Genomic DNA, 24,922 nt, shown 5'->3' with positions numbered 1-24,922 from the left:
AATGCAATTTCGTATGTTTATGTCACAAAAAGATCTACAAATATTTAACTATTTTGCATCTCATCAAGTGTGTTGGTTTTTCATTTAAAACATTAAGATGGCTGGTTTATAAAGCATGTGTTATGCATTGCTTTATCTAGATAAATGGTGTGAATTTATAGGTGTGGGTTAGATCTATAATTGAGAGGGGAAATGATGAGAAAAATGACAAGAGTCGAGGTTCAATGTTTCCAAGCACCTCAACTCTTTTAGCTGTGTCGGCTGTTAAGTATCGCCATGCACGTTTTAATTCTATCGACTAATAAGTGCTAAGAACCTCATCGATTTGCTGATTAATGATCTTCATTTCGCTGTAGATAACCGAAAGATCATCATCTTGCGGCGCAAGCTTATTGAGTGTGTTTTGTTCTACTCTTTCCAATGCAACTGTGGCCGTTTCTTCACCAAAGCTGGCTAAAATGCCTTTTAAGGTGTGCACGGTAAAATGAAGCTTGCCCCAATCTTGTTGTTGAACCAACTCTTCGATCTCTTGTAGCGAATTGCCATGGTCTTCTTGATATGTAGACAAAACGGCGTAAATGACGTCTCTGTCATTGTCTAAATAGGCGTTTAAAGCATCAAAGTCTAGCATGTGGACTCCTGTCGGCTGAATGTTGAAAATGGGCTAGGCGGCTTAGTGGAAAAACCATACCTTGATGAATCACTAATCCATTGATTCCATTTTGGAGGAAGTTCTAACTGTAAGATTTCTTCTAGATAGTCGTCGCTAAGTTTCTCATCTATATGAGCTTTATTGACGGCGTATATATAGTCAAGTTTGGCGGCAACTGAATATGGGTAACTGTGAATGTAGTCCTTTATTTCTTGGATCGAACCCAAATTTTCAATGTTTATACACGTTGAAGGGTCGACATTTTTGGACTCAAGTTGGTGATTTATGGCTTCTCCGCGAGATTTGAGACATTCCACTGTTAAATGATAAAGAGAGTACTCACCAAAGTGGGCGAGCATGGGTAATAACTGAGTGAGCAAATAAGTCGGTTGGCTGTGGAAATTGTTCGCTAACAGTGTCGAAGCTCTAATCACTTTTTTGTGGGCAATCTGAGGGCTATTTTCGATGAGCAATATGCTGCTCTGAAATAGGGCAAGGCTGGCCAAAACTTGCTGCTGTTGTTTTACCGGAAGTTTCAGGTTTACCAACTCGGTGAATTGGTTGGCGTGCTCAAGCAAAATACGTTTGTACTTTAGTTGCGTCTCGCGCTGATACGTTGCTTTTAAGGAATTAAAGTGCGCACCAATGGAATGGATGACATCAATGTCAGCAGCTGAAATGTGGGTTGCATACATCTCACCTAACTTTATGATCATATGTGTGTTATCTGCGTTCTCAGCTAAGTCGATGGCCCTGATTGCACGATGGCTGATGCTGGGAGTCATCTCAAATGCACGAATCGCTAATTTAAGAGCAGGCAGCAGCATTTTATGTTTTTCATAGATACAGCTTAAGCAGTCAATCACGCTCAATGAGAGTGGCTGTGCTATTAGAAAATTGTGGAGCTTATCTATGGCTAAATTTGGCTTGCCTAAGCTGTCGAGAATCAGCGCCTCAGCCACCAATTTGGTTGGGTGCATGTTGGTTTTGGAGTTGTTAATGACGCTAGAGAGTAACTGCCATTTCTTACCTGCAATTAAATGCTCAATCAATGTCGCTTCGAACTGAACGCTAGTACCATTAGGGGAGATCGCCAAAGCTTGAGCTAATCTCTCTTGACTGGCAATGGGATACAAATCATTCAGTTGGGTGAGTTTCTTTGAAACGGACACGGCACTTTGGATCTTTTTACCCAACGTTTGAGTATTAATCGGTTTAGAAACGAAGTGGTGTGCTTCACCTGAAAGGGCGGTTAATACTGTTTCCTGACGCATATCCCCAGAGAGCAAGATTGTCGCCACAGTATGATCGATGAGGCGGTTTCGATACAGAATGCCCAACAGCTCAAAGCCAGTAAAAGACTGTTCTAAGTGGTAGTCAATGAGGAGTACATGAAAAGAGTGTGTCTCGACCGCTTTAATGGCTTTTCGATAGTCGGTCGCAATAAAAATACAGTCGCGCGAAACTCCCAAACTAGCCAGTTGCTGCTTAATAAGTATTGTTGCGCTTTTAGAGTCGTCGACGATCAAAATTCGAAGGTCTGTTGGTAAGGTCAAATCCATTTTCCTTAATACCAAATGTTATTTTTTAATTTAGGTGTCAAGTTGCACATTGTCAAGGTGCCTATATCACATACAAACACTCAATAAACTATTGGTAATTAAAGAGTATTAGATAACATTTATGAAAGCCTTCAAACGCAGGTGACTTTTACCTGATTTTAGTGGGGTTATACGTGTTTTAGAAATAAAAAAGAGGCAAGCCGATAAGCTCACCTATCTGTTTTATTGTTCGAGTTTTTATTCGAAATGTTGTTCTTTGCTTGAAGTTTTATTTACCGAAACTCTAGCGTTAATCACGCATGTTTAGAATCAATACTGCCGCTAGAGCCAAGAACGCCGTCATCATTAAGAACACATCGTTGTAAGCCATGATGGCTGCGTCACGTTGCATTGTGCCGAGCAAACTTGCTTGTGCTTGTTGCATCGCAGTTGCGGCATCACTTCCTGACTGAATGAAAAACGCTTGTTGTTGCTGAAGCGTCTGCCAACCGAGTTGACTCACTGAAGGTAGCGACTCCTTGATGTGTGCTAAGTGCTCACGGGTTTTGTTATCCAATAGCGTAGCGATAATCGCGATGCTGAAAGCGCCCCCTAAGTTCCGCATTACGTTGGTTAACGTTGATGCGTCTGGCGTGTCCATTTTGCTGATGTTCTTCATGGCAACCAAAGACAGCGGAACCATAATAAACGGGCTACCAATAGCACGCAGAACCATAGACAAGATCAACTGTTGGCCACCAAAGTCAATCGTCATATGTGTATTCACGTAACAACTGAAGCCAAACATCGCGAAACCAAAGGTCACTAAGTACTTAGGCTTAATGATTTGCGTCAGCTTAGGAACGATTGGGAATATCAACAACTGTGGGAAACCCATCCACATCAAGACTTCACCAATCTCCATCGCATTATATTGCTGAATTTGAGTGAGATACATCGGCAGAACATAAATAGAGCCGAGCAGCGCCATCCCTAGAATCAAATAGGCAATACAAGACATAGCAAACTGCCCATCCCGCAATAGCCGCAAATTCACCAGCGGCTTTTTGTGTTGGAGTTCGTTTATCACGAAGTAAACCAAACTCACTGCAGACACAATACTTAGGCCAATGATAAAGCTCGAACTGAACCACTCTTCACGGTTACCTTCTTCTAGTACCACTTCCAAACAACCGAGCCCTAACGCCATGGTCGCGATACCAAACCAATCGGCTTTTTTCAGCGTGCCAAGGTCGAGCTTTTCATCGTCCAAGCCATATCGGATCATGGTGATCACAAGCAAAGCTGGCGGAATATTGATGTAGAAAATATAGTGCCACGAGAAGTTCTCCGTCAGCCAGCCACCAAAGGTAGGGCCAATCGATGGAGCAAAGGTCGCGGTTACACCAAACAGTGCCATACCCACAGCACGCTTGTTGACCGGCAATAACTGAATCACCAGCGAGAAAGCAAGCGGGATTAGAGCACCACCACTGAAGCCTTGCATCGCGCGGAAAACGATCATCGAGGTCATGTTCCAAGAGAACGAACACAACAAAGATGAAATGGTGAAAATGGCTGTCGTCCACGTGATATAACGGCGTTTACCGAGCGCTTTAGAAAGCCAACCACTGAGTGGGATAGCGATCATCTCTGCGACTAGGTAAGACGTAGAGATCCACGAGCTTTCATCCAAGGTGGCTGATAGCGCACCTTGAATATCTTTGAGAGACGAGTTGGTGATCTGAATATCCAAGATCGCCATAAACGCGCCAATCAAGCCGCCAAATAGGGCGATCCAATGGCGTCTCGAAACCTCGTCATCATCATTTGTTTGGGTGACAACACCAGCGTTACTCATGGTCTAGCCTCGTTTATCGATGGTCGCTACCACAGACAAACCAGGAAGCAGTCGACCTTTCAACTCTTGCTGATCTGGAATAGTAATTTTAACCGGTACACGTTGAACGATTTTAGTGAAGTTACCGGTCGCGTTTTCTGGTGGTAGGAGCGCAAATTTAGCGCCAGTCGCAGGGGAGAAACTGTCTACCACACCTTCAAGAGGCTGCCCCGGGAACGCATCCAGCTCTACTTCAACCGTCTGACCTTTGTGAATACCACTTAGCTGTGTTTCTTTGAAGTTGGCTTCAATCCACACTTGGTTGTTTGGTACCAAGCTCATCAGTGGTGCGCCTGCTTGAATCAGCAAGCCTTCACGTACGCTGCGTTTACCAATCACGCCATCTGCTGGCGCGTAAATTTTGGTGTAATCAAGGTTAAGCTGTGCTTGATCTCTCTGGGCTTGAGCTTCGGTCACGGATGCATTTGCTTGCTCAATCTCACTAGCGATAACGGTTAATTGGTCATTGGTTGCAACGAGGTTTGCTTTTGCTTCTTCTAAATCTGCCTGAGTTACTTTTTGTTGTGCAACCATGCTATCGACTTCATCTTGAGACGCGTAGTTACGCTTTAGTAAGCTACGAGAACGTACCACTTGTTGAATCGCGCGTTCGTATTCAGCTTGTGCAGAATCAACGCGGCTTTCTGCTTGATTGGTCTTGCTACGTTGTAACGTTTGTTGTGCCACTAGATTTTTGACGTCTGATTGCACGACGCTTAAATGGGCGTTTGCTTGAGCGAGTGCTGACTGGTAATCACGGTCATCGATTTGAACCAGCAAATCACCTTCTTTAACCGATTGGTTATCACTCACATAAGACTTAACAATATAGCCAGAGACCTTAGGGCTAATATTCGTGATGTCGCCTTGTAGGTAGGCATTGTCGGTAGATTCAAAGTACTGGCCATAGCCGTACCAGTATCCAGCACCGGCTAAACCCAATGACAGCATGATCGCAGTAGCAATAAGCGGAGCTTTTTTACGTTTTTTTGTGCTTACTGTTTGCGAAGCGTTGTTGTTCTCTGTCATTTTTTCTTTCTCATTTTGTTTTTATTTAGATGTAACGAATTGTAAATGAATTCGATTGATTGATAAGATAGGAAAAAAGGGAAACACTATTGCAAAAATCTAACTAATGGCGCTTTGGGAGAAGTACGATGGACTTAAATGCTGTGACTGTTTTTACACAAGTTGTTGATTGTGGGAGTTTCACGCACGCAGCTGAAGCATTGAACATGACCAAGTCGACCGTCAGCCGAAAGCTAGACGAGCTGGAACAGCATCTAGGTGTGAGGTTGATCACTCGTTCGACACGAAGTTTAGTCTTAACGCCAGAGGGTGAGCGCTTTTATCAGTCGAGCATGCAGATGCAAGAGATCATGAACCAAGCTGAGCTAGAGGTTTCAGCCAATCAGGATTTGATCCGAGGGCAGTTAAATGTTGTGTTGCCTGTCGAATTGGGGCATCAAGTATTAGCTAAATACATCCACAGCTTCCTAAAAGAGCACCCAAACGTGACTTTGAACTTAGAACTGTCGAATCGAGAAGTCGACATCATTGCGGAGGGGATCGATCTTTACGCACAAATTGGTGAGCTAGTGGACTCGAGCTTGGTTTCTCGCTACCTCACAACATCAAAGCGTGTATTGGCAGCCAGCCCTGAGTATTTAGAGCAGTTCGATGACGTCTCTTCACCCGATGATCTTGAACCGCCATTCAGAATGATTGAGGTGGTGAACAAGGCCGCGCGTCTACCCAAGTGGCATTTACAATTAGAAGGCGGAGAGTCGATTTTGATCGATCTACCGTGTCAGTTGCGGGTGAATACCATCACGGCATGCCTAACAGCGTGTGTGGATGGGCTCGGCTTGGCGGTGCTTCCTGAATTCATTTGTCGGGAACACTTTAAGACAGGTAAGCTGATTCGTCTGTTACCTGAATATGAGATGCCAGAAGTTTCAGTAAGCCTAGTGTATGCAGACAGGCAGTTGATGCCGAAACGTAAAAAGGTCTTTATCGACTATCTACTGACTGCCTTTCAAAATAGGAAGCAAAAGTAACGGGGAAAACCTTAGCGGTTAAGTGCTTAGGCTTCCTATTATTCGTTATTGTCTAAACCGTATCGAAGCTAACTATGATCGGGCTGCCAGTCGACGACTTGCCCATTCGCCAATATAGCTTTGACCGATAGGGCAGCAATATCGACACCGTTGTAACGAAATGCCTTGTTAGAAAAGTTAGCAATGATCTTACTCCCGTCACTGAACTCAGTTTGTTGAACATCGCCGCTCTTATCTAACCATTCGGAATCGACTAACTGTTTATCCCATAACTGTTCGTGCATTGGTTCAAAGCCATCTTGATAGTGTTTGAGTGCTTTGATTCTCTGGCTTGAACTTGATAAAGCTTCATCTCTGGTCAAGTGAACCATCGGTGGTGTGTTGTACAGCATGGCGTTTAAGTCACGTTCTGCTTGTACATTAGTGAACTTGAGGCTGTCTGAATGCCAATGGTGCGTATTGATTACTTCATCATGGAAAACGGCTTGGTAAAGTGGAATTCGATATTGAGGCGAAAACAGTAGCGACTTATAGGGCTCTTTAACCTCGGCCGGCTTAAAGAAGAAGTCGGGCTTGTGGTCTGGGTACCAACGACCTAAGTAATAGGGAGATTGGCGGTTCTCTTTCATGTCTTTGTCTGTCCAACCAAAACCAACCGTTTCTAAGCCGTGTGCAAACGCGATGCCTTTTGTTGTTAGGCTGTTGCCGTCTTCAGAGCCTAATACTAACGAAGGTTGCTCGCTAAGCCACTTCATTCGGTTGTTGAACGCAGAAAGCATGTCTGATTCGTCGTTTGTATTGCCATTACTGTCTATAGAGACGCGGTAATCTTCACGTGCCATGGCGGTTGCATCAACATCTAAGAACAAGCTGTTGAAGTTGCCGAATCTCATAATGTCTTGAGCACGCTGTTTTACGTATTCTAAATGGCAGTTCGGGTTTAAGTAAAAGCCGTTTCCACGAAATCCTTTTTTCAAACTCCCATCCGCTAGTTCAATCGCACAACTTTGACGCATCGGCTCTGGTAATTGAGCGGTTAGCCAGTTGTCATTGAGCTTCGCAGGAATTGCGGTGTTGTAGGAATCGTAAGTACCGACCAGATATCCGGACTGTTTTGCCAGACCCACAGCGTTAGGTTGATAGAATGCTGGCATCCAATTGTCGAATCCTAGCCACAGTTTTTTTAAACCTGCCTTATTTAGATTAGCGACCATGTCTGAAGACAGCGCTTGTCCCCAAGTCTCTGACGAGTTTAGGTAAGGGGAAGCGTGCTCTAGCAACCAGTTCTTCTTATCCTGTGCTGCTTTGTATTACGCTTTAATCGTGTTGTCTTCGAGAGTCGGATTACCAACAGGATATAACACCTGCAATGACTGGCTAATAGAGTCCAACAATAGTTGTTTGTGGTACTGACTGAACCAATCTTTCCCCTTGGAGAGTGACGATAGCTCTCTTTTCGCTTCCGCAGAAACATTGAGTTTAGAGCCCTCTAGATACCATGTTTTCAATCCCCACCAGTCACTCACATCTTGGATGCTTAATGGGTCTTTGCCAAATAGGTAAACGTGGCTCGCGCCGATCAACTTAGTCACATCTGGATTGCGCTTTTGCTTTGCTACAAGCGTTTCAGACTGGTCATTATTGATGCGCCAATCTCGGTATTGTTTGGCACCATCTAACCACGAGTCTCCGAGGGTGATACGAACAAGAAAAGGTTGTGACTGATTGAGCATCGTAAATTGGTGTGCTGCCTTCATATCAATTTTGGTTTTTGTATTTGAGGAAGCATTAGAGGATGCATCTGAAAAGAGCAGTTGATTGTTGGTTGCATTAACCATTTGATAGCTAATGAAATGATTGTTTTGCTGTACTGTCCAAAAAGGCATCTTCAAGTCTTGAGTAGTGTTACTTCCAGAATGGTTACCGACGAGATAACTTGCCCAAAGCTTGTTGTCAGTAGGCACGCGCATACCTTCACTAAACGGAAGAAATAGTGTCTGAGTTTGTTGTTCGGCAAGATCAAACCACGCCAATTCGATGGGTTTGTTTCGTTTCACCTGTATATTTGAAGGTAAGCTGAACTGAAAAGTGAGCTGGTCTTGATTAAGCTCTGCCTTAACGTTTATTCCACTGGGTACTAAGGTCCAAGTGGCGATTTTTGCTGAGTCAGCTTTATCGGAAAAGCCAATGACCAGATTGGTCGCTTTCTGTGGTTGGCTATCAACGGTGAGAGCAGCACTGTTAACGCTTAAGCCGTTCCAATCGACCTCTAAAGTATTCGATGAGGTAGCGACGGTATTGTTGTTACTGGTGAGCGTTATTTGGCTCGCTTGTGCGTTGGATGAAAACAGACAAGCTGTTGTTAAAGCCACAATGGCAAAATTAGAAAGATTGAGTGGGTGACGTACGCTGAGCATATCTAGATTCCGTAAAGGGTAAGTACGGTTATTACACCTAAGTAGCGCTAGTGCTTTGTCACCTATATGTCTCTATTTTCTGTTTGGCTTTAGTGGTTTTCCATTAGAAAGGCACGGCGACGCGCTGCACATATTGGACTTCAATAGCGCCTTGGTATTCAAACATTTCAACCGAAGCACTCAAGTGCTTGGCTTTGGTTCCAAGTGGACTTTCTGTGGGAACGGGTGCTTGCGCTGTTTTGATTGGCACTTTGTAACCCAGCAGGTTGTAGTTTTCATCAAACCATTGCCAACTCACGTTAGCGTCGGGGCAGTTGTCGATCACCTTTGGAGGCGAGAGCACGATATGTGGTTCGCTGAGTTTACTTTCGAGCGTCAGCCATCGATTACTGTTATTTAAAGCGACAATAATAGGGTAGTGATTTGAACCTATCTTTAGTTGATAAACACCAGATTCGGGTTTGATGAACATTTCATTGGTTTCAATCTCTTGATACTCATTATTGGAAGCGAGTTGTCCATCGAGAAGGACTTTACCTTTAGGCGATACCAAAGAAAGAGTTTGAGTTTCTGAGCCTTTGCTGAGTTGCTCGGCAGAGACTTTGATTTGATAACCGTGCGACGACAGGCCATAGCGTCGAATGAAGCTGACTTGGATGTGGTGTTTTGGCTCAGCACTTTGTTTGAGTAAGGTTCCACATTGAGTCTGGCTCAGGATCTCTTGTTTGACTGGCAGCCAAAGCTCACTATCGAGTGATTTGTGATCGAGTGCGATTTGCAGCTCTTGCCACGCAACTTGAGGTTGGTCATCAAGTAGAGATTGATAGGTGTGCTGCAATGGCGTGTCGGTAAACCATGCCGCATGACTTGCGAGCGGCAATGTGTAGATCAGTGCGGTTAACGAAGTAACTTTCATTATGATTCCCCGGCCAAGCGGTAACCAACGCCACGATGTGTTTCTATATTCAATGTTGGCAGCTTCTGGCGTAAGCGCAGTATGTGATTATCAATAGTTCGGGTACTAGGAAAAGCCTGATATCCCCAAATCTTATTGAGTAATTCATCTCGGTGAAACACACGACTTTGGTTCTGAACAAACAGTACCAATAGCTGAAACTCTTTAGGTTTTAGTGTTACAGGGCTTTCATCCAGATAAGCGATCCGTTCCGACAAGTTGATTTGGATATTTGCGTAAGTTAAGAGGCTCACACCTAACGGACGTAGCTGGGTAATGACTCGAGCGAGTAATTCGTCGTTCGAAAATGGTTTAGTCACATAGTCTTTGGCACCCGTCATTAAACCTTCAACACGTTGTTGAACTTCTACTTTAGCGGTCAACACAATCACAGGCAGCGCTTTGAGGAGCAACCAGTTTGGAAGGTGTTGCAAGCTGTCCCCATCTTCAAGCTGTCGATCCAGTATCACAAGATCGGCTCGAAACCATTTCTTACTGGCATTCTCTGAATCCTTCGCCCAAAGGCATTGGTAACCATTGGATTCAAAGAAGCTGACGAGGCCTTGTCCAAGCAGTTGGTCGTCTTCAATCAGCAGTAGGGTGTTCATAAGCAATTTCCAAAATACATCGGGTTGGGTTACGAAGAATAATGAGGCGGCCATTCGCTTGCTTCATCAAGTGCTCGACAATAGTCAGGCCAATGCCCATGTTATCCAGTTCGTGCGTTTCACTTGGCGTGACACCAGACATGAGCCGTTGTATCGGTGAAGGGAAGTGCCCCTCGTCTTGTACCTCAATCGTCAGCTTGTCACCGAGTTCGACCTTTACCAAAACCTCACCTTTACCATGTTGTTTGGCATTCTTGATTAGATTATCCAAGCAGATGGTTAGCCAGTAATAGGGAAGGTTCAGTTCAACTTCACGCGCTTCACATTGATAAGAAATATTGTGCTTTTCACAGACATGATCGAGCCACTCTTCTAATGAAGCGTTTTGCTTCAACAAAGGCTCTGACTGATCCGAACTTAGGTACACTTTGCTGTTTTCGGTGAGCTGAGAGAGCCGTTGATAGTCAGATATTAAACGCCAAACTGCACTTTGAGTTTCATCCGAAAAGTCATCGTAGCGATTTCTGAACATCTCAACAGTTAAGCCAAGGCTAGTAATGGGCGTGCGCAGTTCATGAGTAAGAAGCTGTAAAACGAACTGCCTCTCTTTTCGTTGTTTTGTTCTTAGGTATAAGACTCTAGCGAGCCCGGAAAGCAACGTTAACAGCAATGAAAATATCAAGGTTTTCATGATCAGATTGTCATTGCTAGGCTCGCTTAAGCACACGTTGCTGTAACGAAAAGTACAGGTTTCACCTGCCAACGATAGTTCTTGCTGCTCTGCAATAGGTTGCCAAACATCTAAGGGAATGGCTTTCCAGCCTTGTTCGCCACTTAACCAAAGCACATCGTCTTGTTGCCAAGCGCGGTATCCATTGAGCAGTGCTTCTCTGCCTTGTGCCGTGAGTGCTTCTAGCTTGGTATATAAAGGGTGCAGTGGGTTGGTAATACTCAAAAACGGGCGTATTTGGTCGCTTACGTCTGGGTAAGCTGCCAAATAACGACCAGCAAAGCTGCCACCGGCAGGGTGACGTTTGGAGTGTGCTGCAAACCAAATCGAATCTAATGTTTGTTGCTGACACAGAGCGAGCTCGAACTCGATGGCTTCATGTAATGAAGGGTTACTGCTTTCAATCGCTTGGCAGTGATCTTGTATTGACGCTAACGCTGCGATGTCGTCCCAACTGAATTGGTTGAAATCAGGATAGCGGCTATTTTCATGGAGCAGAACTTTCGGATACTGAGCCAACTCTTGTTGAGATACTAAGAGTGGGGATGATTGCCAGCTCAGTTGATACAGAGTTTGCCATTTATCTTGCAAACTTTGGGCATTGACTAGGGTTGGGAGCCAAAAGATCAAGCAAAGAGCTAATGTAAACCTGCGCATCCAATCATTCTCGTTAAAAGTCGTGGGGCGAGTCTAAAGAGTTTTGGGCGCGATTTGTAACCTGAATGTCAACAAGTGTTCTTTTAACAACAAATTGTCGAGTGGGTCATGCTTTTAAATAATAAAGTACAAATACAGTAAGTATCATTTATTTGAAATAAAATAGATAATTGTGTACTTACTGTCATTATTGGGCGAAATGAGGGGGCTATACTGGGCTCATACCTAATAAGAGGAACCATCATGAAACTCATCATCAAATCAGTATTGGCAATCAGTATTTTGGCTACAGGCTCTGCTCATGCGTTCGAATTAACCAGCAACGATATTCAAGAAGGTCACCCAATGGCAAAGACTTTTGAATACTCTAGTTGGGGTTGTGACGGCGATAATCAATCACCACAATTGATGTGGAAAGATGCACCAGCAGGTACCAAAAGCTTTGCTATCACAGCTTATGATCCAGATGCACCGACTGAAAGTGGCTTCTGGCATTGGGTTACGTTTGATATCCCTGCAACTGTGAACGAGCTACCTCGCGGTGTCGACATCTCTAAAGTCGGTGGCAAAGAAGGTCGCATTGATTATGGTACAGTTGGCTACGGTGGCGTTTGTCCTCCAGAAAAAGATGGTATGCACCGTTACCAGTTCACGGTTTGGGCATTACCAACGGACAAACTTAACCTCGACGAAAATACGCCGTCGGCTGTGGTTGGATTCACGTTGAACAGCATGGCTTTAGACAAAGCTAAACTGACCGCAACTTATACACGTTAATAGCTTATGTACGTTAAAGCTTATACACGTACATAATAAGTAAACAAGGGGATGAGATGAATCATCAATATCAAGTGACGATCTTTCGTGCAGAGCAGTTACAAAAACTGCGTAATGTGAGGATTCTATCCCCTAGTATCATTCAGATTATTACAGGCAGTAAGCGCCTGTTTTGGAAAGATTCAGCGGCAGAGCTCTCACATTCTGAGCTGTTGTTGTGTGAGGCATCAGCTTCACTAAGTTTTGAGAACATGCCCCACAAAGGGCGCTTCTTGTCGCGAGTGTTCAGCTTTCAATTCCAACCTTCTCAGGCGATGCTTGATTTAAGTGAGGAACGGTCGAATGATCTGGGACTGCCTACAGTAAAAGCGGATCGAAACTTACAAGACTCACTCAATGCTCTGTTCTCTTTTGATACACAGAGCATGAGCAAAGAGACTCAACAGTTTTGGTTGCAGGGCTTGTACCAGCAATTAGCTGAAAAAGGGGTGTTGCATCTATTGTTTGTCAGTGCCAACGTCTCGTTTAGCCAAAAGCTCAGCCATTACCTTTCACATTCACCAGATGAGAAACATCCATTAGAGTCGGTGGCGGAGCGTTTTGCGATGAGCCGAGCCACATTGATTCGGAAGCTCAAACTGGAAGGCATGCAATATCGTGAGGTACTGGCTGAAGTTCGCTTGAGTCACGCGCTTTATCTGATGCAAAACGGACAGCAGAATGTGGCGATGTTGGCTCAGTCTTGCGGTTACCAATCGGAAGGGCGTTTTAGTCAGCGCTTTAAAGGCAAATTTGGTTTGTCGCCAAGTGAATACATCAAAACCGTCGTCAGCCATAGAGTCGCGAGCAAATAAAGTCGCGATACCATAATCGTTCTGTTTGCCTAAACGCTCACTTTCTTATCTCGTGCTGCCAATGCCGCGAAAATCGTGCACGCAAAGGCAACAGATGCGACCAACAGAATCGGCACACTCCAAGAATCTGTCTGAGCATGAAGCTTACCCACCAGCGTTGGGCCAGTGGCTGCCAACGCATAACCGATTCCCTGAGCCATACCCGACAATGATGCGGCTTGGCTGCTATTCGATGTACGCAAGCCAACAAAAGAGAGCGCGATAATAAATGTCGAGCAGTTGGCTAATCCAAACAGTCCCACCCAAAAGATCGCAAACTCAGGCAAATACAGAAGACCAATCAATCCAACAAATACACTCGATGCACACAGAGTGATGAGCCATTGTTGATTGTCACTTTTGGCTAAGAACGGCAGTAACAGCAGCCCCGGAACCATAGTCGAAAATTGCAGAAATCCATAAATGTAGCCCGCGTCGATTTCGCTGTAGCCAAGATCGTTCAATATCTGTGGCAACCAGCCAGCCAAAGAGTAGAAGGTAAATGAGTTAAGCCCAAGCGCTAACGTTACTTGCCACGCTACGCCGCTTTTAATCATCTGTTTCATCGGCAGAGGTTTGTCTTGTTGCTTGTTATTGCTGGCCGAAGATGAGCGTTTTCTGATTTTAGGCAACCAGATCATCAAAGCTAATATTGGAAATACCAAGTTCATTAACAGCGCTAATTGCCAACCCGTGATCGTAAATAAGGTTAGATTTGAAAACGGCACCATCAAACTTGAGCCTAACGTCGAACCGATGCCCATCGTAAAGATGTACAGAGAAGTCACAGTAGCGATGCGTGTCGGGAAGCTAACTTTCACTACTACAGGCAACAACACATTACCAATCGCGATACCAAGCCCGATCATCACCGTGCCGATATACAAGGTTGGGGTTAACCCAGCAGAGCGCAGTGTAATACCCGTAGTGATCAGAACTAAGCCTAATAACAGGCTAGGCTCTAGACCAATTCGTTGGGATATCTTGGTGACTAATGGTGAGAATAAGGCAAAAGTTAACAGTGGCAAAGCTGTTAAGAAGCCTGCAGCCGATGACGTAAGGTTGAGGCCTTCCATAACCTGAGAAAGCACAGGAGCCAAGCTCGTAAAAGGCCCACGAAGGTTAAGTGCTAGAAATAGAATCCCTAACATCACGAAAATGCTATTACGAAGAGAGGCGCTCATAGGTTGTTCTACTGTTTGCTTATGAGAAGACAGGCTAGCCTACAGATCATTGAATGATTACACAAATACCGTTTAAATAGGTTTACTAATGATTGAACCTGCGCAGTACGCGCTTAGCCAGAAAAGTCACCCATGACTGTATTAAATATCGACAAGCTCATCTCGGACTTCCCACTGCTTCAACAATTGATTGCATTGGAAGAAGTGGTTTGGTTTAACCCAAATATGACGACTCTGGAGCGCGGTTTGCTTTATGTGGGTTTAGGCGAACAAGATATTCACGATGCGAGCATGAGGCTGCAAAGGTTTGCTCCTTATCTAGCCAAGGCGTTTCCTGAAACTCAAGCGACCAATGGCATCATCGAGTCTGAGCTTGTTGACATTCCATCTATGAAATCAGCATTGGGAGCACATTATCAGCAGCCAATAAAAGGGCGTTTGATGATGAAGAAAGACAGCCATTTGCCGATTTCAGGTTCAATCAAAGCGCGTGGTGGTATTTATGAAGTACTAACACATGCCGAGAAGCTTGCGATTGAAGCCGGGTTACTGTGTGAGAGCGATGACTATAGTAAGTTGCTCGAACCTGAATTCCGTGACTTGTTCCAACAATACAGCATTGCGGTAGGATCCACGGGTAATCTAGGCATGTCGATCGGTATCATGAGTGCCAAATTGGGTTTTACGGTCTCTGTTCACATGTCGGCAGACGCGAGAGCTTGGAAGAAAAGCAAACTTCGTGAGCATGGCGTCAACGTTGTTGCAAATATGAGCTGCTAAAAAGATAAGTCATGATAGAAGAGTGTTGTTTATAGCCTGTACACACTCTTTCTCACCTCTAAATCCCACCTTAATTCAAACAATAACTTGCGCAGATCGTTATCCAAAACACACATTTTATAAACTAAGCTTCTTAGATGTTCTAACTATCAGTTAGGTTGAGTGGCATTCAACTTGATAGGGATTGAGCAATGCAGACGGACAAAGTGATACAGACAAGACACATAAACACACCAGAAAAATTACTCCAGCGTTTAGATGCTATTGGGGAGTCTTTGGAAGCATCGGGTAAGGCTCATGCTTTGCTGGGATTGGGCTCAGTAGGTATTGAAACAGAACGACTTGATCAGTATTCAGATGTCGATTTTTTCGCAATAGTGCAAACAGGGCACAAGCAGTATTTCTTAGACAGTTTGCATTGGCTATCTGATATTCACTCAATCGACTACGCAGTGAGAAATACCGTCGATGGCTATAAAGTTCTGTACGCTGACGGAATCTTTTGTGAGTTTGCAGTGTTTGAACCCCACGAGTTAGCGCACATTCCGTTTGCTGAAGGGCGTATTGTTTGGCAGCAACATGAATTTGATACACAGTGTTGTGTTTCACCAATAAAAGGGGAGACAGACACTAATTCCCAAGATTGGATCATTGGTGAGGCTCTAACCAATCTTTATGTGGGTATGTCTCGTTATAACCGAGGCGAAAAGCTGTCGGGCAGTCGGTTCGTTCAATCTTACGCACTCGATCGTTTGATCGATCTTGTGGATCAAACTGAACAGTCTGAGCCTGAATTCGTTGATGAATTTATGTCGGATAGAAGGCTAGAAGCACGCTTCCCTAAGTTTGCCCAATTGCTACCAACCTTTACCCAAGGCTACGAGCGCACCGCTGAATCGGCACTTGCCCAACTAGCATTCCTCAACACCCACTTCGCAGTCAACCAAGCCATGTGTGACCGAATCTCTGAACTGTGTTCCAGTAAAGATTAAGCTTATAGCGTGTGAATCCCCAAGCCTAACTGACACCACCTTTCAGATGATAAGCGGCGGGCAACCTAATTGAGCTCTCGAATTATTATTCTTAAGCACTAAACCCGTACGCTTTTGTTTACTCTTCAAGACCGTGACTGTTCGTGTTTACTCCCCTTATCACTGGATGTCGTCAGCCAAATAAAATACAATCGAACAATGTTTTATTAATTCGTGCTTTATCATTATGATGAGAAACTTACTCATATTCATCGTTAGCCTGTTCTTCTTAACAGCCTGTTCTTCAACGAGTAATCATCAGCTAGACGACGAGACATTGAGCAACGAAGACGCTATGTCGAAAAGTATAGAGGGAGAGAGTAATCTCGAGACTTCAAAGGATACAAACGCTGAGACCAGCGTTGATTCTTCCCATGATTCAATCGTTAATCATCAACCACTCACTAACCTTGATTCAAATAAAGACACGATAGCTCACGCCAATGCAGAGCCAGAATCAGTGGGACCTTCTCAAGTAGCAGCGACAGAAACAACGGAAAGCGATGCTAAGAGTGGCGGTGAAAAAGGCATCGGAAGCTATTTTATTCGTCATAATAAACCGACTAAGACGGTGATTAAATCACTAGAGGGCGTGACAGATGCATTGAACGTCATGACGTTTGGGATATTTGCCACCGGTAACGGTTAAATCGTTAACTTAGAACCACAACCTAATAGATAGAATGAAACGTGAAGGCGAGCCAGATGGTTCGCCTTTTTTGATCTTCTAAATCTGGCCACCGTTGTTCCTAAGAATCATGCACACTTATCTGAGCGCTGAGTCAGGCGAGGGTTAACGAAAATAGGAAATTATTAGTTCTGGAAGGGAGTCGCCGAATTTACCCTGTTTGACTTGTTATATGTATCAAGGGTTCTAATACTCATCCCAAAGTAAGTAATGAAATCTAATCTTACAAAGACAAGTCTTATATTCACTTACGAGCATAGTAAGATGTTTGCTGTTAAGTCGGTTTGGGTTTAGTTATCAATATTCTAGGGAAGAAAAATGAAGAATAAGAGTGTGTTTTTAAGTGCCGCATTGGTGATGTTGTCAGCTCATGCAAATGCATCAGACGCGAGCCATGAGTCTGTATCAGATGGTGTTATCGCAGAACAAAGAGCTAAGCTTTCTGAAAATACCCAAGGACAAGGTTTTGGACCGCAAGCTCCACGAGATTTGGGTTCATTAGAAGGTAAAAATACTAGGCTGTTCTCGGATGCCCCTGATTCAACAGCGATGAACTTATGTAATATTCACTTCCATAAAAATGCTGAGCATAAAGGTGGAGAGTTTACTCAATACGCTGGTAACGGTGATGGTAAGGGATTCCAGAGTGGCTTTAAATACACAGGCAAGCTGAGTTCTGCTGAGCTGAAACCATTTGAGGGCAAGGTTTGTCCGAGCGAGCATGGTTCTTTGCATTCGGGTGACACCATTGAAGTTCACTATGTTTATTCAACGGCGCAAGTTGAACCGGGTGAAACACTGGGTGCTTGTTTTAACGATGCGATTACCAACCCGCAACTGCGTGTAGAAACCCAAGTTTACGTATTAGTGAATGACGACAAAGCACCCGACTTTGAAGCGCTCGCTAAACATTCAAAAGTGAACGGCTTACACCAAGCACCAAACATCCCACAAGATACGGGCTCAGCGATCCAATACGCAGGCTCTACAACGGGTCCTGGTTATAATGAGCAAGGTTCACCTTTCCAAGTAACATGGAGCGTTAGACCACAAGTCGCGAAAGTAAATATCGCGACAGTAGGTAGCTGGTGTGAAGGCAATGACTTTAACGAAGATCACGCCCACGGTGTGAGAAACTTGGTGGTTAACCCCGAGTTGTTATCACCCATTCGTAACGACTAAACGATTCTGGCGAACAAAATGATTAAGGCGAGCCAATAGGTTCGCCTTTTTTATGCCCTAACGAAAAGTACTTAGGTTTAGGTTTAATTAAGTCTGGTGGGTAAATTACGTGCGACACTTATTCAATACATGAGTTGTGTAAATCGTATTTAGTAAAAAACGTTCTTTACCAGAATCGAAGCTCCATGATACGTTCATGATCAATTATGTTGGGTTATAGGAAAGGACAGTCCAATGTCATTAGAAAGTGCGATTACATTCTTTATTGCCATGTTTGTATTTGGTATTACTCCGGGGCCTGGCGTCTTTGCCATTTTAGCTCGTGCTATGGTTCAAGGATGGCGAAAGTGCGTCACGCTTTCGTTAGGTATGATATGCAGTGATCTTATTTACCTTGCGCTTGCCTGTTTCGGTCTAGCAACGATTGCCGAGAATTGGTCGATTGCGTTTGAGGTGATTCGCTATGTTGGTGCAGCTTATTTGATTTACTTGGGCTACAAGATGTTTAAGAGCCTGCCTGAAGTGCAAGGCTCTGCGGAACTTGCGGCCAAACAGAGTCAGAAATCTGAACTCGCGAGTTTCGCGCAAGGCTTTTTGATTTCAGCATCGAACCCTAAAGTGATTCTGTTTTATATTTCGTTCTTGCCGACTTTTATTGATCTGACTGTTCTGCGCTTACAAGATATCGTATTAGTTTCTGCTTTAGCATCTGTTGCTCTGATGTCAGGCTTAATGCTTATCGCTGTGGGCGCGGGCAGAATGGCAGGTTTGTTAAAAACGCCACGCGCACATAAAAGGTTAAACCAAAGTGCTGGTGGAATAATGATTGCTGCTGGCTCATATTTGGCGATCAATCGATAAATACGAATCTTTAAACAAAAAGGCGAACCGATGGGTTCGCCTTTTTAGTTGGATATAAATGCCATCGTTTAAACAGAGACTTGTTTGTTAGTCACAATGGTGCAATTATTTAACGAGTGATATTACTCAGATGCATGTCTTATGATGACTATCGAACAACAGCTTTCTCGGCTGGATCTAAACTTATTGGTGTCGTTAAGTGTTTTAATCAAAGAGAGGAACGTAACGCGAACTCACGCCAACCGATAAACAGCCTGTGGTTCGAATGAACCGAGACACTTACTACTCAATGGCTGTAATTAACGTTTCACAAGGCGCGACGATTACGTTGCCTGAGATTCCTGAAGGCAAATACATGTCGATGGAGGTGATTACAGAAGACCACCGCATTCAGCCAATGCAATACGGTTCTGGTACGTTTGATCTTTCTACTCACAGTGGTGACCACGTGTATGTCATCGTTCGTACTGATGCGACGTTCACCAAAGATGAAGTTCATAAAATCCAAGATCAGATGAGTATTGATGCAAAAGCAGACGGCGAATTCATGGCAATGCAAGTGGATGAGAAATCATTCGATGAGGTAGAGAAAAACCTTAAGATGGAAATGCCGAAACTACTGAAACGCGATGGTGCTCAGGCGACGTTTGGTATGTTTACCAGCCCTGGAGATGCTTCAAAAGAGATGTTTACCAAAGAGAAGTACGCAGTGGGTGCGGCTATCGGTTGGGGTGGCGCGCAGTTAGATGACAATATTTACGAAGTCTCAGGTAACTTCCTAGCAGACACTTGTCATCAGGCGACCTTTGATGACCCTAAAAACCAAGCGTTTTGGTCGGTAACGGTCTACAACAAGCAAGGTTTCATGTTTGATGAAGTGGCGAACGTTAGCTCAAACACGGCTGAGAAAAATGCAGACGGCACTTACACAGTAAGCTTTGGTTGTGGTGATGATGCAGTAAACAACATCAAAACAGAGAACGATTCTGGTGTGTTTAACTTAGCTTTCCGCCATTACATTCCAAGCCAAAAAGTACGCGATGGATTCCGAGTGCTTCCTTACGTGAAAGCAGTGAACTAATGTTGCGATAGTCGTACAACGATTGATAGATACGCGCTATTACCCGTGGTAGTAGCGCGTTTTTTATGGGTTCTATTTCATTTCTTGCTTTCTTAAGTAGAGAGACACAAAGTGCGAGTCAAAAAATGGTCTAACTTTGGTTATACGCAGCGTGCCTCAGTTCAAATAAATCAATTAAACCTTCTTCCATCGATACTTTCAGTTTCCCCACGTATTTGTTCGAATTTAAACCCGCTGACACCTTATGTGACAACGCTTCCAGTTATCTTTGATGCCTCTAAAGGGAACAAATACCACATACCAGCGTTATAAAAACCGATAGCCGTGGAGTGTTATGAGTCCTATTTGAGGTGTATAGTTATAGGTAATTCATTGGGTTATCGAATATTTAAGTTATCAAAAGATGCGGATGTCATGAAGAAAAACGGATTTACTTTAATGGAATTAATCATCGTGATCGTGATACTCGGAGTACTAGCGGTAACGGCTGCTCCAAGATTCCTTGGTATTCAGGAATCAGCGAGAGAAGCGGTACTTGAAGGTGTTGCGGGTGCGATGGAAGGGGTGATCACACAAGTAACCTCTAAGGCCATTATTGCTGGGCTTAACCCTAGTGCAGAAAACCCAGATGACCAAAGTAACTATGTGATCGATTTCGGTATCGGCCGAGTTGAGGTCGACTGGGGAACGCTATGTCCTGAAAGTGAGGGGGATGAAGGTGACGGACTTGATATGATTGATTTTCTGACGCTATCTGAAGATGACAATTTAACATCGGCTGTTGGAAATCGACACACTGTCGTTGGGTACACTCATTCATTTAGTGAAGCTGACCTTGACAGCAATAACATAACTGATGATGCCTTACCTTCGGGTTGTTATGTTATCTATGATTCTTTTGGTCGAACGAATGGGAGCGAATGTCCTGAGGGCGGCTGTGAATGTACCGTTCGTGTAGTGAACGACGAATGTTAACCAGAGCAGCTAAACGATTCTATTTAGATTAAAGCTTATTCGAATTCAATAAAAAAGCGCGTTATTACCAAATGGCAATAACGCGCTTTTTTGTATTAGCTTATAGGTCTATCTTAGTTTGCCAATGGAGCACTTGCTGGTGGCAAGTTACGCTTCTTAATTACGTATCGCAAGCGAAGCAACATCAATGCAGCTGATACGCTTAATCCCGTTAGAATACCAATCCAAAAGCCTTCTTCACCCATTGCTGGAACAATGTGGTCTGTTAAGCCCAACACCATGCCAAGTGGTAGTGCCAAGCCCCAGTATGAAGCGATAGCTAAGATCATCGGGATCTTAGTATCTTTATAGCCACGAAGTGCGCCGTTAGCAGACGTTTGCAATGCATCGCTGAACTGGTACATCGCAGTAAAGGTCAATAACACTGCTGCCGTTGCGCTGATTACTGGGTCTGTCGTGTAAAGCCTAATGATTAATTCAGGGAACAGTAGGAACATTGCTACCGACAGCAACGAGATTAACGCTGCAACTAAGATACCGACTTTACTACGCTCAATCGCGCCAAGTTCATCTTTTTCACCCAAAGCGTGCCCAACACGAATCGTAATACCAAAAGAGATACTCATCGGAATCACGTAAGTCAGGCTCGAAATGTTGAGTGCAATTTGTGCGGCTGCTACGTTCTCAGCGCCAATACGACCAATCATCAGTGCGATTACCGCAAAGATGCTGCCACACACTGCAATGTTCATCCCGATAGGTAAACCTAATCTTAGAAGGTGAAGCATCTCTTTTGCTTTTGGCTTCGCATCTGAAAAGTTGATGATGGTCTTGTAATGGTGATGACCTTTAATGTAGGAATACAGCATTCCTGACATTAACCAATAAACCAAGCTTGTCGCCCAACCACAACCCACAGCGCCCATTTCAGGGAACCCAAATTTACCGTAGATAAGCACGTAGTTGACCGGAATATTCACCAATAAACCAACCACAGAAATGATCATTGGTACTTTGGTGTTGTTCATACCTTCACAGAAACCATTCAAGGTGTAGAACAGGGCAATCCCCGGCACACCAAAGGCTAAGGCAAACGCATAGTCACTGCCGATAGGGATGATCTCAGCGGCAACCCCAATCCATTCTAAGATCGGTTTCGCACTCACCAAGTAAGCGATGAGTAATACGCTAGCAATTAATGCCAACCAAACCATTTGGAAGAATTCAACAGAGATACTTTGAAAGTCACGTGCGCCACGGTGGTAAGCGACAACAGGCGTTAGCGCCATAATCACGCCACGCAGTAGCAGCAATACAGGAATCCAAAGGCTAGTGCCGAGTGCAATTGCGGCGAGGTCGGCAGGGCTTACTTGGCCAGCCATTGTCGTATCGACAAATCCCATCGCTTGGGTCGCTATTTGAGTCAAAATGATTGGAACCGAAAGATGCATAAGTGCACCCGATTCACGAGTAAAAGGACGAAGTTTCGTTAGCATGGAAGTTCACAACACCAATATAAATACACGAATGATGGCAGGATGGCCGGTGTGTATTTTAGGATGTGCCCCGTTGGGCGGGCGACAATATAAACACCTTACCGTATAGGGTCAAGCATTGGATTTATTGAGTTCAAGTTGCTCTGATATATACCGCCACGTCTTAGCTTCAAATCTAGTGCTGGATAACTCTCCTATTGCCACAATGCCAGCAGAAACACAAATAACCCAATTCCAAGCGTGACTTTTAAAAGTAAGCCAAGAGGGGCTCCACCTTTTGGCGCTTTATTGCAACATCCCATAATCGTTTCCTAGTTATATTGAGCTCGTGAGTTGACCTTAAACCTTCCCCTTACAGTAAGGTCAATAAGTTTATAAAACTTAACCAAATTAACCTTTCTTATCGTGTTGGATTCGTTAAGATAAATCCAAAGTCTGCGATTAGAAGTGTGAGGATAATGTGTTGATAGAAAAGTGGTTAGAGATCGATGGTGATCAGCTTTATTGCTTGTCGACTGATATCAAAGAGTCTCAGGAAACACTGGTGTTGATTCATGGGTTGGGTGAGTCGCATTTATGTTTTGCCGATGTGTTTGACTGGCTACCGAATTACAACTTAGTCATGTTCGACCTGTGTGGTTATGGCTATTCTCCTGCTTCGAATATATCCCACTCAACAGAAACTCAAGCAAATCGAATATTGAAAGCACTCGACTTATTGAGCATCCATGGTTGCTTTCTACTTGGGCACTCTTGGGGAGGCGATACATCGACGTTGATTTGTGAATACGACACGAGAGGCATCGTGCGTGGTTTCATTAATGCTGAAGGCGGACTGCACGAAGAAAGCATCATCCTATCCCAGATTATTGCAGATACATATTCTGAACTAAGCACTGACGAGTTTGCGAACTGGGTGAAAGGAGAAGGTTTCTCAAAACGTTTTCCCATGGCTTGGGGACACGGAGCAGGTGTTAAGTATCTTTCGTCAGTTAGAAGATGTGAGCCAGAGGTTCTTGGTCAAACCGCCAGTGAAATCTACGAACAACATGCGACTCAAGATATCCGTGGCGTGGTTGGCTGGGGACAAATTTTCGAAAACTTATCCATACCTAAAGTATATTTTTGGGGTGCTGACAGCCTAGAGGGTTGTGAGCGTGCGAAAGAGTTTATTAGTACGTTAGACAACGTTTCATTTGAGGGCGCAAACCACTGGGTGCAAAACGATCCGGCCAAGTTCTATGCGGAAGTAGATAAGTTTATTACTGGCGTTACAAATAGAACCAAAACTTAGATATTCAACAACGATAATAGAAAGTCTATATGTGGATTGTTGGTTAGCTGGGGCTTTGTTTCCTAATTGGATCTCAGATAGAAACGGCCAGTATGGGTGATTATTAGGCTATTTCTATCGTTTTAGGCATACCTAACCCTGTGAGCTTATTCAACGCTTTAATCATGGCGTAGGTTTCACCAACCTGAGCATTATAGTTTCTTAAACTTAATCGCCCACCAAACAGTGTCTTTACACGGAACATAGCCGTCTCTGAAAGTGACCGTTTATGGTAACCGTACTTCTTTTTCCAATGTTTATTTGAGCCGTATAATTTCTGGCAAGCTACCGCCAGATTACGGGGGTGACCTCGTAACCAAAAAGCAGCACCTTCTCTCGGTGGAATAAGTGGAACAGCTTGTTTAATACGTATTGCTTCGTAGCATTGTCTTGTATCGTAAGCTCCATCACCAGATATCTCATTGATTCTACGACGAGTTTGATTCAGTAAATTAGGAAGAGCTTCACCGTCAGTGACATTCGATAAACTTAACTCAGCCGCAATGATTTCATGAGTGCCAGTGTCTACGGCTAAATGGAGCTTACGCCAAACTCGACGCTTCCCGTCAGTACCATGTTTTTTTACTTTCCATTCACCTTCACCGTAGACCTTTAGCCCTGTTGCATCAATGGCTAAATGCTGTATTGCGCCTCGGGTCTTTGTCTTGAATGACACATTAACCGTTTTGGCTCGTTTACTGATGCATGAATAATGAGGACATGACAACGGGAGTTGAGCGAGTTTGAAAACAGAATCGATGAATCCTTGTAACGCTCTCAACGGCATCGCGAATACTCGTTTAACCATGAGGGCGGTCGTAATGGCTAAGTCACTAAACAATCGAGGTCGACCTCGTTTACCTTGCTTGAGTTGCTTCCACTGTTGAATCGCTTCCTCATCAATCCAGAATGTCAGTGAACCACGATTGATTAGGGCTTGGTTATATTGTTTCCAGTTAGTTGTTCTGTAGCGAGGCTTTGGCATTGCTCTAAGTATGTGAGTGAACTTAGATGATCTGATCGTAGCTTTAAGCATTAGTTCCCTGATTTAGGAAACAAAGCCGTTCGTGGCCGATAATTGTGAAGCCTGAAAGCAGTCTGTCAAGCTCAAATTGAGTGAG

General features: G+C 44.1%; 19 protein-coding genes and 3 pseudogenes. 11 read left to right on the top strand and 11 right to left on the bottom strand.

Annotated features, from left to right (window positions below; genetic code table 11):
• Positions 1-298: 298 nt before the first annotated feature.
• The 4 genes from AB4307_RS19120 to AB4307_RS19105 form a co-directional block, all read right to left on the bottom strand.
• A complete protein-coding gene (locus AB4307_RS19120) occupies positions 299-631 on the bottom strand; it encodes an Hpt domain-containing protein (RefSeq protein WP_017060508.1) in 333 nt (110 codons plus the stop codon).
• On the bottom strand, positions 625-2,214 hold the full coding sequence (locus tag AB4307_RS19115; protein WP_017064673.1) for a response regulator: 1,590 nt from the start codon (positions 2,212-2,214) through the stop codon (positions 625-627). The genes AB4307_RS19120 and AB4307_RS19115 overlap by 7 nt, the downstream gene beginning before the upstream one ends.
• 289 nt (positions 2,215-2,503) lie before the next feature.
• On the bottom strand, positions 2,504-4,054 hold the full coding sequence (locus AB4307_RS19110) for a DHA2 family efflux MFS transporter permease subunit (RefSeq protein ID WP_017060506.1): 1,551 nt from the start codon (positions 4,052-4,054) through the stop codon (positions 2,504-2,506).
• 3 nt (positions 4,055-4,057) lie between these two features.
• Positions 4,058-5,122 carry an HlyD family secretion protein gene (locus tag AB4307_RS19105; RefSeq protein ID WP_372133020.1) on the bottom strand — a complete coding sequence of 355 codons (1,065 nt, stop codon included), beginning with the start codon at positions 5,120-5,122 and terminating at the stop codon, positions 4,058-4,060.
• A 128-nt stretch (positions 5,123-5,250) separates the two neighbouring features.
• On the opposite strand from AB4307_RS19105, the gene AB4307_RS19100 reads away from it, so the two are divergent.
• The gene (locus AB4307_RS19100; RefSeq protein WP_017064671.1) at positions 5,251-6,153 is read left to right on the top strand and encodes a LysR family transcriptional regulator; all 903 of its coding nucleotides are present in this window, start codon (positions 5,251-5,253) and stop codon (positions 6,151-6,153) included.
• Between the two features lie 68 nt (positions 6,154-6,221).
• Here the strand turns inward: AB4307_RS19100 and AB4307_RS19095 are convergent.
• The 4 genes and pseudogenes from AB4307_RS19095 to AB4307_RS19080 all read right to left on the bottom strand — a co-directional run bounded on the left by AB4307_RS19095 (position 6,222) and on the right by AB4307_RS19080 (position 11,520).
• Positions 6,222-8,570 (bottom strand): annotated as a pseudogene (locus AB4307_RS19095) (glycoside hydrolase).
• Positions 8,571-8,673: 103 nt separating this feature from the next.
• A complete protein-coding gene (locus AB4307_RS19090) occupies positions 8,674-9,486 on the bottom strand; it encodes a DUF2861 family protein (protein WP_017060501.1) in 813 nt (270 codons plus the stop codon).
• Positions 9,486-10,133: a response regulator transcription factor gene (locus tag AB4307_RS19085; protein WP_372133017.1), complete on the bottom strand. Its 648-nt coding sequence runs from the start codon at positions 10,131-10,133 to the stop codon at positions 9,486-9,488. The genes AB4307_RS19090 and AB4307_RS19085 overlap by 1 nt, the downstream gene beginning before the upstream one ends.
• Positions 10,111-11,520, bottom strand: coding sequence for an ATP-binding protein (locus AB4307_RS19080; protein ID WP_372133014.1), 1,410 nt, complete (start codon positions 11,518-11,520; stop codon positions 10,111-10,113). The genes AB4307_RS19085 and AB4307_RS19080 overlap by 23 nt, the downstream gene beginning before the upstream one ends.
• Before the next feature lie 243 nt (positions 11,521-11,763).
• On the opposite strand from AB4307_RS19080, the gene AB4307_RS19075 reads away from it, so the two are divergent.
• Positions 11,764-12,297, top strand: a complete 534-nt coding sequence (locus AB4307_RS19075) for a YbhB/YbcL family Raf kinase inhibitor-like protein (protein WP_372133012.1) — start codon at positions 11,764-11,766, stop codon at positions 12,295-12,297.
• 56 nt (positions 12,298-12,353) lie between these two features.
• Entirely contained in the window at positions 12,354-13,151 is a 798-nt protein-coding gene (locus AB4307_RS19070; protein ID WP_372116220.1) for a helix-turn-helix transcriptional regulator, read from the top strand.
• 29 nt (positions 13,152-13,180) lie between these two features.
• On the opposite strand, the gene AB4307_RS19065 is transcribed toward AB4307_RS19070, so the two are convergent.
• Positions 13,181-14,374: a CynX/NimT family MFS transporter gene (locus AB4307_RS19065; RefSeq protein WP_137002116.1), complete on the bottom strand. Its 1,194-nt coding sequence runs from the start codon at positions 14,372-14,374 to the stop codon at positions 13,181-13,183.
• A gap of 132 nt (positions 14,375-14,506) precedes the next feature.
• Here AB4307_RS19065 and dsdA point away from each other — a divergent pair.
• The 7 genes and pseudogenes from dsdA to AB4307_RS19030 form a co-directional block, all read left to right on the top strand.
• A pseudogene (dsdA, locus tag AB4307_RS19060) lies at positions 14,507-15,136 on the top strand (D-serine ammonia-lyase); the annotation flags it as partial.
• Between the two features lie 209 nt (positions 15,137-15,345).
• A complete protein-coding gene (locus AB4307_RS19055; protein WP_065583740.1) occupies positions 15,346-16,146 on the top strand; it encodes a hypothetical protein in 801 nt (266 codons plus the stop codon).
• Between the two features lie 226 nt (positions 16,147-16,372).
• A complete protein-coding gene (locus AB4307_RS19050; RefSeq protein ID WP_102429070.1) occupies positions 16,373-16,834 on the top strand; it encodes a putative periplasmic lipoprotein in 462 nt (153 codons plus the stop codon).
• A gap of 357 nt (positions 16,835-17,191) precedes the next feature.
• Positions 17,192-18,055 carry a delta-class carbonic anhydrase gene (locus AB4307_RS19045; RefSeq protein WP_372133008.1) on the top strand — a complete coding sequence of 288 codons (864 nt, stop codon included), beginning with the start codon at positions 17,192-17,194 and terminating at the stop codon, positions 18,053-18,055.
• A 234-nt stretch (positions 18,056-18,289) separates the two neighbouring features.
• A complete protein-coding gene (locus AB4307_RS19040) occupies positions 18,290-18,916 on the top strand; it encodes a LysE family translocator (RefSeq protein WP_372133005.1) in 627 nt (208 codons plus the stop codon).
• Between the two features lie 226 nt (positions 18,917-19,142).
• A pseudogene (locus tag AB4307_RS19035) lies at positions 19,143-19,997 on the top strand (DUF1214 domain-containing protein); the annotation flags it as partial.
• Between the two features lie 414 nt (positions 19,998-20,411).
• Complete coding sequence (locus tag AB4307_RS19030) at positions 20,412-20,972, top strand: type II secretion system protein (RefSeq protein WP_372133002.1); 561 nt, start codon at positions 20,412-20,414, stop codon at positions 20,970-20,972.
• Positions 20,973-21,085: 113 nt separating this feature from the next.
• On the opposite strand, the gene AB4307_RS19025 is transcribed toward AB4307_RS19030, so the two are convergent.
• Entirely contained in the window at positions 21,086-22,468 is a 1,383-nt protein-coding gene (locus tag AB4307_RS19025; protein ID WP_102320436.1) for an MATE family efflux transporter, read from the bottom strand.
• Positions 22,469-22,928: 460 nt separating this feature from the next.
• On the opposite strand from AB4307_RS19025, the gene AB4307_RS19020 reads away from it, so the two are divergent.
• On the top strand, positions 22,929-23,762 hold the full coding sequence (locus AB4307_RS19020) for an alpha/beta fold hydrolase (RefSeq protein ID WP_372132999.1): 834 nt from the start codon (positions 22,929-22,931) through the stop codon (positions 23,760-23,762).
• A gap of 103 nt (positions 23,763-23,865) precedes the next feature.
• Here the strand turns inward: AB4307_RS19020 and AB4307_RS19015 are convergent, their stop codons facing one another.
• Positions 23,866-24,786: an IS5 family transposase gene (locus AB4307_RS19015; protein ID WP_029236538.1), complete on the bottom strand. Its 921-nt coding sequence runs from the start codon at positions 24,784-24,786 to the stop codon at positions 23,866-23,868.
• Between the last annotated feature and the right edge of the window lie 136 nt (positions 24,787-24,922).

This window comes from Vibrio sp. 10N.261.52.C2, from assembly GCF_041471425.1.
GTDB lineage: Bacteria > Pseudomonadota > Gammaproteobacteria > Enterobacterales > Vibrionaceae > Vibrio > Vibrio crassostreae_C.
This window is presented reverse-complemented; position numbering and strand designations above follow the sequence as displayed.